At 63.7% G+C, this 10,763-nt stretch carries 12 protein-coding genes; 4 read left to right on the forward strand and 8 right to left on the reverse strand.

Features of this window, described 5'->3' with window-relative positions; all coding sequences use genetic code 11:
- Nucleotides 1-8: 8 nt before the first annotated feature.
- The 3 genes from ACK41U_RS02955 to ACK41U_RS02965 are packed head-to-tail and all read left to right on the forward strand — an operon-like array spanning nucleotide 9 to nucleotide 2,810.
- The gene (locus ACK41U_RS02955; protein WP_409675887.1) at nucleotides 9-1,001 is read left to right on the forward strand and encodes an ABC transporter ATP-binding protein; all 993 of its coding nucleotides are present in this window, start codon (nucleotides 9-11) and stop codon (nucleotides 999-1,001) included.
- Nucleotides 995-1,972 (forward strand): ABC transporter ATP-binding protein, encoded by a 978-nt coding sequence (locus tag ACK41U_RS02960; protein WP_409675703.1) that lies wholly within the window; start codon nucleotides 995-997, stop codon nucleotides 1,970-1,972. Before ACK41U_RS02955 ends, ACK41U_RS02960 begins: the two co-directional genes overlap by 7 nt.
- A gap of 28 nt (nucleotides 1,973-2,000) precedes the next feature.
- Complete coding sequence (locus ACK41U_RS02965) at nucleotides 2,001-2,810, forward strand: sugar phosphate isomerase/epimerase family protein (RefSeq protein ID WP_409675706.1); 810 nt, start codon at nucleotides 2,001-2,003, stop codon at nucleotides 2,808-2,810.
- Between the two features lie 179 nt (nucleotides 2,811-2,989).
- On the opposite strand, the gene ACK41U_RS02970 is transcribed toward ACK41U_RS02965, so the two are convergent.
- The 8 genes from ACK41U_RS02970 to ACK41U_RS03005 are packed head-to-tail and all read right to left on the reverse strand — an operon-like array spanning nucleotide 2,990 to nucleotide 9,586.
- Complete coding sequence (locus tag ACK41U_RS02970) at nucleotides 2,990-4,198, reverse strand: aspartate transaminase (RefSeq protein ID WP_409675709.1); 1,209 nt, start codon at nucleotides 4,196-4,198, stop codon at nucleotides 2,990-2,992.
- A 23-nt stretch (nucleotides 4,199-4,221) separates the two neighbouring features.
- Nucleotides 4,222-4,995: an SDR family oxidoreductase gene (locus tag ACK41U_RS02975; protein ID WP_409675712.1), complete on the reverse strand. Its 774-nt coding sequence runs from the start codon at nucleotides 4,993-4,995 to the stop codon at nucleotides 4,222-4,224.
- Nucleotides 4,996-5,021: 26 nt separating this feature from the next.
- Nucleotides 5,022-5,786, reverse strand: coding sequence for a LamB/YcsF family protein (locus ACK41U_RS02980; protein WP_409675715.1), 765 nt, complete (start codon nucleotides 5,784-5,786; stop codon nucleotides 5,022-5,024).
- Complete coding sequence (locus ACK41U_RS02985; protein ID WP_409675718.1) at nucleotides 5,783-6,175, reverse strand: hypothetical protein; 393 nt, start codon at nucleotides 6,173-6,175, stop codon at nucleotides 5,783-5,785. Before ACK41U_RS02985 ends, ACK41U_RS02980 begins: the two co-directional genes overlap by 4 nt.
- 1 nt (nucleotide 6,176) lies before the next feature.
- Nucleotides 6,177-7,151, reverse strand: a complete 975-nt coding sequence (locus tag ACK41U_RS02990) for a biotin-dependent carboxyltransferase family protein (protein WP_409675721.1) — start codon at nucleotides 7,149-7,151, stop codon at nucleotides 6,177-6,179.
- Nucleotides 7,148-7,792, reverse strand: coding sequence for a 5-oxoprolinase subunit PxpB (pxpB, locus tag ACK41U_RS02995; RefSeq protein WP_409675724.1), 645 nt, complete (start codon nucleotides 7,790-7,792; stop codon nucleotides 7,148-7,150). The genes ACK41U_RS02990 and pxpB overlap by 4 nt, the downstream gene beginning before the upstream one ends.
- Nucleotides 7,785-9,155 carry an acetyl-CoA carboxylase biotin carboxylase subunit gene (gene accC / locus ACK41U_RS03000; RefSeq protein WP_409675727.1) on the reverse strand — a complete coding sequence of 457 codons (1,371 nt, stop codon included), beginning with the start codon at nucleotides 9,153-9,155 and terminating at the stop codon, nucleotides 7,785-7,787. The genes pxpB and accC overlap by 8 nt, the downstream gene beginning before the upstream one ends.
- The gene (locus tag ACK41U_RS03005; RefSeq protein WP_409675730.1) at nucleotides 9,152-9,586 is read right to left on the reverse strand and encodes an acetyl-CoA carboxylase biotin carboxyl carrier protein; all 435 of its coding nucleotides are present in this window, start codon (nucleotides 9,584-9,586) and stop codon (nucleotides 9,152-9,154) included. Before ACK41U_RS03005 ends, accC begins: the two co-directional genes overlap by 4 nt.
- Nucleotides 9,587-9,674: 88 nt before the next feature.
- Between ACK41U_RS03005 and ACK41U_RS03010 the strand changes: the two genes are divergently transcribed.
- The gene (locus ACK41U_RS03010) at nucleotides 9,675-10,457 is read left to right on the forward strand and encodes a 4-carboxy-4-hydroxy-2-oxoadipate aldolase/oxaloacetate decarboxylase (protein ID WP_409675733.1); all 783 of its coding nucleotides are present in this window, start codon (nucleotides 9,675-9,677) and stop codon (nucleotides 10,455-10,457) included.
- The last annotated feature ends 306 nt before the right edge of the window (nucleotides 10,458-10,763 follow it).

Consider the following 10,763-nt stretch of genomic DNA (forward strand, 5'->3'; position numbering starts at 1 on the left):
CCGTGAGCATGAACGAGAACCAACCGATCCTGTCGGTGCGCAACCTCGAAACCATGATCGAGACAAAGCGCGGAGAATTTGCCGCGGTGGATGGCGTCAGCTTTGATCTTTACCCGGCCGAGACGTTGGGCATCGTTGGGGAATCCGGCAGTGGCAAGTCGCTGACCGGCCTGTCGCTGATGCGGCTTTTGCCTCGTGACGTCGGCCGCATCTCGGGCGGGCAGGTTTATCTGGCGGGCACGGATCTGACCACCGTGTCCGACGCCGAAATGCGCAAGGTTCGTGGGCGCGACATCGCTATGATCCTGCAGGACCCACAGACATCGCTGAACCCGTCCTTTACCATCGGTGATCAGATCGTCGAGGCGATGCGTCTGCACCGCACAGCCGAACCGCAGGGCTTCATGCAGATGGCGATCGACACGCTGCGCAAGGTGCGGGTGGCCGCGCCCGAGATGCGCGTTCATGCCTATCCCCATCAGATGAGCGGCGGCATGCGGCAACGCGCAGTCGGGGCCATCGCGATTTCGTGCCAACCCAAAGTCATCATCGCGGACGAACCGACAACCTCGCTGGATGTCACGGTTCAGGCCCAGTATCTGCGCCTGCTGCGCGAGCTGCAGGAACAGACGGGGATGGGCATCCTGTTCATCACCCATGATTTCGGGATCATCGCCCGCGTCTGCCATCGGCTGGCCGTGATGTATGCGGGCCAGGTGATCGAGACCGGCCCGGTCAAAAGCGTGTTCGACCGCCCCTCACACCCTTACACGCAGGCACTTTTGGCGTCGGTGCCCCGGCTCAATGGCCATCAGGGACGGTTGCCCGCCATCGAGGGTCAGCCGCCCGCGCTGTGGGCCAAGCCTGAAGGCTGCCGTTTCGCCCCGCGCTGCCCCTTTGCGAATGACCGATGCCACAGCCAGCAACCTCCGGTGACGCATCTGGGGGGCGAGGGACGCGATCAACACACCGCCAGCTGCTGGAGGCTGCTGCCATGCTGAAATCGGATATCCCCGTTCTGGAGGTGCGCAATCTGGCGCGGCACTTCGATATCACCTCGGGGCTCATCGCGCGTCAAAGGCATCTGGTGAAGGCCGTCGATGGGTTGAATTTTGCCATCCCTGCCGGACAGACACTGGCGCTGGTGGGGGAATCCGGCTGCGGGAAAACCACCGCGACGCGGATGATCCTGCGGCTGGACACACCGACGCAAGGCAAGGTTCTGGTTGACGGGCAGGATGTCCATGCGCTGAAAGGCGCCGGGCTGCGCGGCTTGCGGTCACGCATGCAGGCAGTGTTTCAGGATCCCTGGTCATCGCTGAATCCCCGGATGCGGGTGCGCGACCTTATTGCCGAGCCACTCTTGGCGCAGGGCCGTCCAAGCCGCAAGGAGGTTGACCGACGCGTGGCCAAGGTGCTGGACGATGTCGGCCTGCGCCCCGATCATGCCGGAAACTTTCCACACGAGTTTTCGGGTGGCCAACGGCAGCGCATCGCCATCGCCAGTGCCCTGATTTCGCAGCCGGGCCTGATCGTTCTGGATGAACCCGTATCTGCGCTGGACGTGTCGATCCGGTCGCAGATCATGAACCTGTTCAAGGATATTCAGCAGGAATACGGCGTCAGCTATCTGCTGGTTGCACATGATCTGGCAACGACGCGTTACCTCGCCGACCAGATCGCGGTCATGTATCTGGGCAAGATCGTCGAGATAGGCCCCTCGGAAGAGATCTTCACCAATCCCCGGCACCCCTACACCAAGGCGCTGTTTTCGGCGGCACTGCCGGGCCATCCCGATGATGTGCATGACGAGATCATTCTTGAAGGTGAGATGCCTTCGCCGCTGGCAGTGCCCTCGGGCTGTGCCTTCAACCCGCGCTGTCACCTCAGGATCGGCGAGATCTGCGAACGCAGGACGCCTGCGCTGAAAGAAACCGGCAGCGGGTCTGCCGTCTCTTGTCACCTCTACTGAAGTGACACACGTCAAAAAAGGATAAACAATGGATATTGCCGCAGTCACCAACGAAGTGGTCCCCGGAACGCAACCGGGAACGCTGCGCCGGGTGTTTGAAACAGCGGTCGGGCAGGGCATCACGACTTTTGAGGCCCGCACCATCGAGGGACGGCGCTTTCCTCTGGTGGCCCCCGATGTGTGGGATCAGCTTGTGCAGGCCCGGAAAGAGTTTGGAATTGTCTACTCGGCCATTTCTCCGGGCATCTTTATTCGCGCGACGGCAGACAGCGACCTGATCGCGATCCATGCTGCTGAACTTGTGGACATGAGCCTGAGGATGGGTGAGAAACTCGGGGTGGACACGTTGATTGTGTTTGCTCCCGACCGTGCGCCCGCGCATTCCGATACCGATTTCAGCAAAGTCGTCGATCTGCTGGGCGCGGTGACCGAGCGGGCGGCAGCGCATGGCTATCAGGTGCAGCTGGAAAACCTGCCGGGATCCTATGCCGACACCAGCGATGCCTGTCTGGCCTTGCTGGATGCCGTTGGACACAAGCACCTTGGGTATGTCTGGGACACAGGTAACCTCTACGAGGCCGAAGGCGCGACCTTCGAAGCCGGACTGGCGAAACTGGCGCCCTATATCCGCAATGTCCACCTGAAGGACGGTCGCCTGATCGACGGCAAAATGACCTGGCAGCATTTCGGCACCGGTGTGACCAACGTCAAGGGTCAGGTCGAGGCGCTGAAGGCGATGGGCTATTCCGGGACACTGGTGCTGGAGGCGGCCTGCGACCCCCATGCGCCCGATGACTTTGCCACCTCGCTGACCTATCTGAAAGCGCTCTGCGCCTGACGGTCTGTCATCGGGCCCGGTCGCCGGGAAAGGCAGCCGCCGCTTTGGCCGTCCTGGCTGGGGCGCAGTGGTGTTAATTGCACGGAATGACCGGGGGCAGTGGTCTGCCCCCGGTTTGGTCCGTCGATCGGTGAAGAAAGGCGGGGCAGGCCCTGTCGCCCCGCACAGTGACGGCAGTATCAGGTCAGATCGGCGCAGGCTGCCGCGATGGCCGCACAGGCATCCTCGATGACCTGCATCGACGTGGCTGTCGAGATGCGGAAGTAGGGTTCCAGCCCATAGGCGCCACCATGGACCGATGCCACACCCGCTGCATCAAGCAGATAAAGACTGACGTCCAGATCCGTCCTGAGCAGCTTGCCATCAGGGGTGGTTTTGCCGATCAGGCCCGCGCAGCTGGGGTATAGATAGAATGCGCCATCGGGCAGCGTACAACTGAGACCGGGGATCGCGTTGATCAGCGCATGCGCCCGGTCACGGCGCTGGCGATAAACCTCGACCGTCCGGGCGACGTCGCTTTGGTCCGCTGTCAGCGCATAGGCCGCCGCTGCCTGGCTGACAGACGAGGGGCAGGATGACATCTGCGACTGCAGCTTGTTTATCGCGTCGATCAGCGGCAGCGGACCGGTCGCATAGCCGATCCGCCAGCCGGTCATGGCATAGCTTTTCGACACGCCGTTGACGACCAGCGCCTGTGGTTTCAGGCCGGGCACGACGCCAAGAATGCTGCAGGGCGGGGCGTCAGCGTACCAGATCCGGTCATAGATCTCGTCGCACATGACCAGCACATGAGGATGCCGCAGCAGCACTTCGCCCAAGGCGCGCAACTCATCCGCACTGTAGGCCGCGCCGGTCGGATTCGAGGGCGAATTCAGGATCACCCATTTTGTCTTCGACGTGATCGAAGCCTCCAGCGCAGCAGGTGTCAGCTTGAAGCGCACATCCTCGCCGCAGGGCACGATCACGGGCGTGCCGCCATTCGCGATGACCATGTCGGGATAGCTGACCCAATAGGGCGTGGGCACAATCACCTCGTCGCCTGCCTCGACGGTGGCCATCAGCGCCACGAACAGCACCTGTTTGGCGCCCCCGCCAACGCAGATTTCGTTCAGTTCGCAGTCGATATTCAGGCGCGTTCTGAAATCGTGCTGTACCGCCTTGCGCAGTTCAATTGTGCCGTTGACGGGGGTATATTTCGTGTCGCCCGCCTCGATCGCGCGGATTGCAGCGGCCTTGATGGGGTCGGGCGTGTCGAAATCGGGCTCGCCCACGGTCAGGTTGAAGATCTTGCGCCCCTCGGCCTGAAGGTCGCGGACCTTTTGCGCGGCAGCTGTGCTGGGCGAGACGCGGATGGCCGTGACGCGCGAGGCCAGTTTGATCGTGTTCATATGTTTTTCCTCCGTCTGGCGGATCACTTGTTGCCGGTCAGAATGACCTCGTCTCCGACCCGGCGACCCGTGCGCAGACCGCCCGGCACCTGCAGCGTGGGCAGCAGCTCGATCAGGCCGATATTGACATAGTGGGGGGCGCTGATCGCGTAATCGATCGCATCTGCGATATCTGAAACCTGTGGCATCTCGAAGCCTTCATAGTATTTCCGCTTGGCTTCGGCGGGGTCGATTTTCTCGACCTTGGCAAAGATGTCGGTCTCCACCCGGCCGGGGCTGATTTCGGTGACGCGGACGCGGCGGCCAAACGCATCGACCCGCAATTGGCGGGATACGGTGTGGACCGCAGCCTTGGTCGCCATATAGGCGATATGGCCGCCGAACTCATAATGGCCGGCCATCGAACCGATATTGACGATATGGCCGCGGTCCCGTTCCATCATGCCGGGCAGCACCAGCCGCGACAGCTGCAGCACGGCGCGCAGATTCACGTCGATCTGTTCGTCAATGTCGTAGGCATCCGACTGCAGGATGCTGCCGGGACGCGAGACGCCTGCATTGTTCACCAAGATGTCGATTTCCAGCCCGGCCACAAGATCGCTCAGGGCATCAGTATTGGTCACATCGACCACATGGGGGATGGCACCAAAGCGGTCCTGCAACTCGGTCAGCTTTTCGGTATTGCGCGACAGGGCGTGGACGGTCAGCCCTTTGGCGCACAGACGCTCGGTGATGGCTGCACCCATGCCGCCAGCGGCGCCGGTGACCAATGCGGTCTTATAGTCTGCGAAAGGCATAGATATTTTTCCTTGTCTTTGGATCTTCAGACGTGTCGGGACAGCGGCGCGACAGAGCCGCCGGCCCGGATGATGCTGTCCCGCAACCGACGGGCCAGACCGACCGCGCCTGCAGTATCGGAATGCAGCAGGATCGAACGGACGGGCATGTTGATCACGGTTCCGTCCAGCGTGTCTGTCTGGCCGTCGTGGATGACACGCAGGACGCGTGCGACCACCTGTTCAGGGTCGTGGATTACTGCGCCCGGCTGACTGCGGGGGGCCAGTTGGCCGGATGACAGATAGGCCCGGTCTGCCAGAAACAGCCGGATGACATGGCCGCCCGCCGCTGTGGCCGCCGCTTCAAGCGCGCTGCCCGGCAGAACCAGAAAGGCGATCTCCGGGTCGAAATCCAGCGTCGCCCGTGCGACCGATGCGGCAATGGCGGGGTCGCTGCTGGCCAGATTGCCAAGCGCGCCGTGCGGGTTCATGTGGGTGATCCGGTGCCCGGCCCGGCCCGCCAGCCCGGCCAGTGCGCCCAGTTGATAGAGGATATGCGCCTCCAGCTCGGGCAGATCCATGTCCATCCGACGACGCCCGAAGCCCATGCGGTCGGGAAAGCTGATATGGGCGCCCAGATCGACACCATGATCCTTGGCCAGACGGATGGTGCGGTCCATGATGACCGGATCACCTGCGTGATAGCCGCAGGCGACATTGGCGGAACTGACCTGCGGCATCAATGCCTCATCGTCAGCGATACGGTAGGGACCAAAGCCCTCACCCATGTCAGAGTTGAGGTCGATGATCATGCTGGCTCTACCTCTACGACAGTGTCCCCGAAACCAAAGATCGTGCCTTCTGCGGGTGGGGCGTCGGCAATACGCCCGGCGGTGGGGGCCAGCACGACGGCGCGGATCGCGCCACGCGTGACATAGCCAACAGTCTCCTGCACCTGAACGCTGTCGCCCTGCACCAGTGGGATCAGGCCGTCATCGCTGCCGCGCGGCAGGAACGTGCCGATCTCGGGACTGCGTGCAGCCTCGCGCCGGAGGTCCGGCGGGGTTCTCGCGCCGGGCGCTGCAACCTGTGCTGGCAGGGCAAGGCGCAACAGCGTGTCGCCGGTCTCGATTTCCAGCAGGGTTACGCCGCAGACGCGCATAGCCGTAATCAGGCGCGCCGTGTCCTTGTCGTCGAACATCTCAGGCCCAGCCTTTCTGACGGATCGAAAAATCGCGGATCTGCGTGTGCAGCTCGTCCAATGTGGTCTGCAACTCGCGGGCAGCGGCGGCGGCTTCGGTCAGATCGACACGATGAAAGCACAGCACGTCACCGGGCCGCGCCTGAGCGATGCGCCACAGATCGGGCTCAATCACGGCAGCTATCTTGGGATAGCCCCCCATGGTTGCGGAATCGGCCAGCTGAATGATCGGCTGACCGCCTCCCGGAACCTGCACGATACCTGGCCCGATCCCGTGAGAGCGCAGTTCGGCGCTGGCGTTGTAATCCAGCGCCTGGCCCTCCAGCCGATAGCCCTGCCGGTTGCTCTGCGCGGTGACGGTGTATCCCGTGGACCAGAAGGCGTCCTGCGCGGCGGCGCTGAAGTCGTCATGCTCGGTCGAGGCCAGCGCACGCAGCACAATCCGGTTGGCGCCGTCTTGGTACAGCGGCGGCATTGTCAGACTGAGTCCACCCCGCCGCAGGTCGGCGGGCAGGCTGGCGCCGCGCAGGATATCACCTGCGGCGAGAACCCGACCCTCAAGCCCGCCAAAGCCCTCGCGCAGCTGTGTGCTGCGCGACCCCAGAACCAAAGGCACGTCGATGCCACCCGGCAACGCCAGATAGCAACGTGCGCCCTGCGTCATGGCGCCCAGTTCCAGCAGGTCGCCCGCATCGGCCGCTCCGGCCCAGACCCGTGGCAGGGGTCGACCGGCCAGAGTCGCACCGCAGGCGGCGCCAACAAGCCCAAAAGACCCAGTTGTGGTAAAGCGCAGGCGTGCCGGGGTCAGCGGGATCTCGATGGTGGCGGCGTCGGCGGGGTTGTCCAGCAGCATGTTTGCGATGCGATGCGACAATGTGTCCATCGCCCCGGCCCGGCCCAGCCCCTGTGCCCAGAACCCATCGCGGCCCAGATCCTGAACCGTCGCGCCGGGCGGGATGAACAGAACCTCGATCATGCCTGCACTCCGACAGGGTTGAAGCGGATGCGATCGCCCGGCGCCAGTAGCGCGGCAGGCTGGCGCGCCGGGTCAAAAAATGTCGCGTCAGTGCGTCCGATTGTGTTCCAGCCGCTTGGCCCTTCCGAGGCCGAAACGCCGGTCTGCAGCCCTGCGACCGAAAGCGATCCGCCGGGCAGACGCGGCAGCGGCACCTTGCGCCGTGGCGTCTGCAGCCGGGCGTCCAGACCACCCAGATAGCAATAGCCCGCATGACTGCCGACCGCATAAACCGTGTAGTCGGGCGTGGAATGCAGGCGCACAACCTCGTCAACGGGCAGGCCGGTCATGTCGGCCACCTCGGCCAGATGCGGGCCGTCATAGGTGATGTCGATGGGTAGCAACCGGCCTTCGACCTGTTTGCGGACACCACTGTCCCACAGCGCGGACAGGTCACGCAACAGGCGGTCGAGGTCGGTCGGAACGTCGTCCAATAGCAGTGTGACATTCGTCATGCCGGGGACGGCCTCGCACACGGCGTCCCACTGGCCGGCCTGTTCGGCGATGGCCCAGAACCGTTGCTGATGGGGAAGGTCAAAGGGGCAGGGGGCCTGGAACAGGACCGCGCGGCTGCCGATCACTGAGATTGCGGGATTACCCATGGGCGGCCCTCTTGTCGCTGAGCCAGTGTTCCAGATGGTGGATGCTGACGCCGCCTGTGGCAAAGCCGGGATCGTCCAGAATCTGGCGGTGCAGAGGGATATTGGTCAGCACGCCCCCGATTTGCGCCTCTGCCAGCGCGCTTCGGGCGCGCGACAGTGCCTCGTCCCGGGTGGAGCCGTAGGCGATGAACTTGGCGATCATTGAATCATAGCTGGCCGCTATCACCGCGCCAGAGACCGCGTGCGTGTCCACCCGGATGCCCGGCCCGCCCGGGATATGCATGGCAGCAATCGTTCCGGGGCTGGGGGCAAAGCTGTCAGGATCCTCGGCATTGATACGGCATTCGATGGCATGACCCTGGGTGCGGACCTGTTCCTGTGTCAGGGGCAACGGATTGCCGCGCGCCACGTCGATCTGCATCGCCACGATGTCGAGGCCGGTCACCATCTCGGTCACGGGATGCTCGACCTGAATGCGAGTGTTCATCTCGATGAAATAGAATTGCCCGCGCTCATAAAGAAACTCGAACGTGCCAGCGCCGACATAGCCGATCTCGCGGCAGGATGTCGCGCAGCGCGCACCGATTGCGGCGATCAGAGCGCGGTCGATGCCGGGGGCGGGGGCCTCTTCGATCAACTTCTGGTGGCGCCGCTGCATCGAGCAGTCGCGGTCGCCAAGCCACAGCGCATGGCCGTGGCGGTCGGCCATCACCTGAATTTCGACGTGCCGGGGTTTTTCCAGAAACTTCTCGATATAGATGTCGGGGTTGCCGAAGAACCGTGCAGCTTCCTGCCGGGTGACCATGAAGGCATCGGTCAGTTCGGCCTCGATCTGAACCACGCGCATGCCGCGCCCGCCGCCGCCACCCGCTGCCTTGAGGATGACCGGATAGCCGATGCCGTCCGCGATCCGGCGGATTTCATCCGCGTCATCGGGCAGCACGCTGTCGGGACCGGGGACGCAGGGCACCCCTGTGGCGATCATGCTGCGCTTGGCCGCGACTTTGTCACCCATCATCGCCATCACGCGGGCGCTTGGTCCGACCAGAACCCGGCCCGCATCCTCGACGGCCTGCGCGAATTCGGGGCGCTCGGACAGAAAACCATAGCCGGGATGGATCAGGCCTGCGCCTGTCACCTCGGCCGCGGCCATCAGGGCCGGGATGTTGAGATAGCTTTTTGCAGCCGGGGCAGGCCCGATGCAGATCGCTTGATCGGCCAGCCGCAGATAGGCGGCGCCCCGGTCAGCCTCGGAATAGGCGCAGACCACACGCAGGCCAAGGCGGCGGCAGGCGCGGATGATGCGCAGCGCGATCTCACCGCGGTTGGCGACCAGCAGGGTGTTCATGTCGATCCCGGTCATGCGACGATCCTCATCAGAGGGGCGCCTGCGGCGACCGTTTCGCCATCGGTCACCAGGATTGCCTCTACCGTGCCGCTGGCCTCGGCGGGAATCGAAGTCATCATCTTCATCGCTTCAATGATACACAGGGTCTGACCGGCCACGACCCTGTCGCCGACCTGAACGAACGGCGCGCCGCCCGCCTCGGGGCGCAGGTGGCACATGCCCGCGAGCGGCGCCGTCATGGCAGGGTCTGCGGCGGGGTCTGCGGCAGGGTCTGCGGCAGGGTTTGGCGGCCTTTCAGGGGCAGCCACGGTTGCGCTGTTTGCGGCCTGACCCGCTATGCGCTGCATCGTTAACTTATGCCCGTTCGTGCAGCATGCATATTCGGAAAGCTGCTGGCGCGCCGCCCATTCCATCCGTCCGATAAGGTATTCGATCGTGATCGGCATACGAAAGATATGATCCCGGTTGCGTTCATCTTCTTGCTTTCGACGACGCTAGCACCCGTGAGTGGCGATGATGTCAGAGCGGTTTCGCATGACCGGGCGGGCATCGCGAAACCCGATTACATCAGAAGCACAAGCTCTTATGCAGGGCGGGCGTGCGGACTCTACTGTGGCGACAACCGACACGGAGGATTCTGAAATGCCCCATATCATCACCAAGATCGACCGCGCCAAAGCCGCCGATGTCGATGCTCTGTCGCGCTTTGGCAGCGCCACCATCCACGAGGCGCAAGGGCGTTTGGGCGCACTCAGCTCGCGTATCAAGCCGATTGACCGCGACATGACGGTCTGTGGTCCGGCCTTTACGGTCCTCAGTGCGCCGCGCGACAATATCATGCTGCAGCTGGCGATCCATTTTGCGCAAGCGGGCGATGTCATCGTGATGTCGGCCGGGGAATATGAAGAAGCGGGCTGTTTCGGTGACGTTCTGGGCAATGCGTGCCTTGCAAAGGGCATCGCGGGTGTCATCACGGATACCGGCGTGCGCGACACGCAGGAACTGATCAGACTGGGCTTGCCGGTCTTCTCGGCCAGCATCTGCATCAAGGGCACCGTCAAAGAGACCTTGGGCCAGATCAACGGCGAGATCGTCATCGGCGACGAGATTGTGCGCCCAGGTGACGTCATCAAAGGTGATGCCGATGGTGTCGTCGTCGTGCGCCGCGAGGATGCTGCCGATGCGGCGTGCAAATCCGCTGCCCGCGAAGATGCCGAGGCTGGCTTTATCAAAGACTATAAGAACGGCCGCACGATCATCGACGTCTGCAATCTGGAGGCCGTGCTGACGGCAAAGGGCCTGACCACCGACCTTTAGGGCGATCAGATGACAGATCGGCGCTGAAAACCGACACGGGTGACCGCACAACTGCTGGACCTGCGCGCCGGTCAAGGCGCAGGTCCTGTGGCTGGGGGTCTAGCGCGACAGCTCTGTCGCAAGGCGCGCCAACTGGTCGCGCACCAGCCGCGCCGCATCCGACATCGGCAGCTGCGCAGATTCGCAGATCGCCATGTTGATCCTCATGTTGGGGCGGCGGATGTGATACCGCCGTGGGGGGGGGGGGGGGGGGGGGGGGGGCGGCGGCGCCCGGGGGGGGGGGAGAGGGGGGGCGAGGCACGCACC

It is taken from the genome of Paracoccus sp. (in: a-proteobacteria), assembly GCF_046289755.1.
In the GTDB taxonomy this organism is placed as follows: Bacteria; Pseudomonadota; Alphaproteobacteria; order Rhodobacterales; family Rhodobacteraceae; genus Paracoccus.